The 2377-nt window shown below is 73.5% G+C and carries 2 protein-coding genes; both read left to right on the top strand.

Features of this window, described 5'->3' with window-relative positions; all coding sequences use genetic code 11:
- Window positions 1–97 precede the first annotated feature (97 nt).
- The gene (locus tag G5C65_RS35555) at window positions 98–1297 is read left to right on the top strand and encodes a glycine C-acetyltransferase (protein WP_165303185.1); all 1200 of its coding nucleotides are present in this window, start codon (window positions 98–100) and stop codon (window positions 1295–1297) included.
- Window positions 1298–1346: 49 nt separating this feature from the next.
- Window positions 1347–2255: a LysR family transcriptional regulator gene (locus tag G5C65_RS35550; protein ID WP_165303184.1), complete on the top strand. Its 909-nt coding sequence runs from the start codon at window positions 1347–1349 to the stop codon at window positions 2253–2255.
- Window positions 2256–2377: the final 122 nt, after the last annotated feature.

Below are 2377 nucleotides of genomic sequence, written 5' to 3'. Positions count from 1 at the left end.
CTCCGTTCCCGTGCCGTACGCCCCCGCCCGTCACCCGTCCGCCATCCGTCCGCCATCGCTCGTGCCCGCTGTCCGGCGACCCTCTCAGGAGCCCTCCATGTTCGATTCCGTACGCGACGATCTGCGCGCCGCCCTCGACGAGATCCGCGATGCGGGCCTGCACAAGCCGGAGCGCGTCATCGGGACGCCGCAGTCCGCGACCGTCGAGGTCACCGGGGGCGGCCGTCCCGGCGAGGTGCTCAACTTCTGCGCGAACAACTACCTCGGCCTCGCCGACCACCCCGAGGTGATCGCCGCCGCGCACGAGGCCCTGGACCGCTGGGGCTACGGCATGGCGTCCGTACGCTTCATCTGCGGGACGCAGGAGGTGCACAAGGAGCTGGAGCGGCGGCTGTCGGCGTTCCTCGGCCAGGAGGACACGATCCTGTACTCCTCCTGCTTCGACGCCAACGGCGGTGTCTTCGAGACCCTGCTGGGCGAGGAGGACGCGGTGATCTCCGATGCCCTCAACCACGCGTCCATCATCGACGGCATCCGGCTGTCCAAGGCCCGCCGCTTCCGCTACGCCAACCGCGATCTGGCGGAGCTGGAGCAGCGGCTGAAGGAGGCGACGGAGGGCGGCGCGCACCGGAAGCTCGTCGTCACCGACGGCGTGTTCTCGATGGACGGCTACCTCGCCCCGCTCCGGGAGATCTGCGACCTGGCCGAACGCCACGAGGCGATGGTGATGGTCGACGACTCGCACGCGGTCGGATTCGTCGGCCCCGGCGGGCGCGGCACCCCCGAGCTGCACGGCGTGATGGACCGGGTCGACATCATCACCGGCACGCTGGGCAAGGCGCTGGGCGGCGCGTCCGGCGGCTATGTGGCCGCCCGTGCGGAGATCGTCGCGCTGCTGCGGCAGCGCTCGCGGCCGTATCTGTTCTCCAACACCCTCGCCCCGGTGATCGCCGCCGCCTCGCTCAAGGTCCTCGACCTGCTGGAGTCCGCGGGCGACCTGCGCGAGAAGCTGGAGGCCAACACCGCGCTGTTCCGCTCCCGGATGGCCGAGGAGGGCTTCGACGTCCTCCCGGGCGACCACGCGATCGCCCCGGTGATGATCGGGGACGCGGCCGTCGCCGGGCGCATGGCGGAGCTGCTGCTGGAGCAGGGTGTGTACGTCATCGGCTTCTCGTACCCCGTGGTGCCGCAGGGGCAGGCCCGTATCCGGGTGCAGCTGTCCGCCGCGCACTCCGCGGACGAGGTGAACCGGGCCGTGGACGCCTTCGTGGCCGCCCGCGAGCAGCTGGCGGCGTAGCCGCCGTACCGGCCGGGTCCCGGAACCGGGCAGTGCGAGAATCAGACGCATGATCGAGGCGCGGCGGCTGCACATCCTCCGTGCGGTGGCCGACCACCGCACGGTGACGGCGGCTGCCGCCGCGCTCTATCTGACGCCGTCGGCGGTCTCCCAGCAGCTGACCGCGCTGGAGCAGGAGACCGGCCACCGGCTCGTGGAGCGGGGCGCCCGCGGCGTCCAGCTCACGCCCGCGGGCGAGATCCTGCTCCGGCACACCAACGCGGTGCTCGCCCAGCTGGAGCGGGCGGCGGCCGAGCTCGCCGACTACGACTCGGGCGCGGCGGGCACCGTCACCGTGGCGTCCTTCGCGACGGGGATCGGACTGGTCGTGGCGCCCGCGCTGGCCCGCCTGTCCGCTGCCTGCCCCGGCATCCGGGTCCGCGTCCAGGACGCGGAGGGCGACGCCAGCCTGCCGATGGTGCTGGAGCGGCAGGTCGACGTCGCGGTCGCCGTCGAGTACCGGGGCGCGCCGGCGGACGATCCGCGGCTGACGCACGTGCCGCTGTACGCCGAGCCGTTCGACGCCGTCGTCCCGGACCGTCACCGGCTCGCCGGACTCGACCGGGTGCCGCTCGCCGACCTGGCCAAGGACCTGTGGATCGGCCCCTACCCCGGCAACCCCTGCCACGACGTGGTCGTCCTCGCCTGCGAGCACGCGGGCTTCCAGCCGCGTTTCGAGCACTCCTCGGACGACTTCCGCGCCGTGGTCGCCCTGGCCTCCGCCAGCGCGGGCGTGGCCCTCGTCCCGCGCTCGGCGCTGCGCGGGATGGATCTCGCGGGCGTGGTCGTCCGCCCGGTCGACGGCAGCGTCCCGACGCGCCGCGTCTTCGCCGCCGTCCGCCGGGGCGCCGAGGAGCATCCGCTGCTCCGGCCGGTCCTGGAGGCGCTGGGGCCCGCGGCACCGGTGGATCCGGCCTAGGGGGTGTTTCGAAAGCCCCGCACGCCACCTGGAACGCCCGGCACGTGCTCTCGCCGCACCGGCCGAAAGCCCGAGTACGCCCAGTACGAGGGCTTTCACCCGGCACGCCGAGAGCACGCACC

This window comes from Streptomyces boncukensis (assembly GCF_011045075.1).
GTDB lineage: Bacteria > Actinomycetota > Actinomycetes > Streptomycetales > Streptomycetaceae > Streptomyces > Streptomyces boncukensis.
Note: the sequence above shows the minus strand (reverse complement) of the source record. Positions and strands in the feature narration are given on the sequence as shown.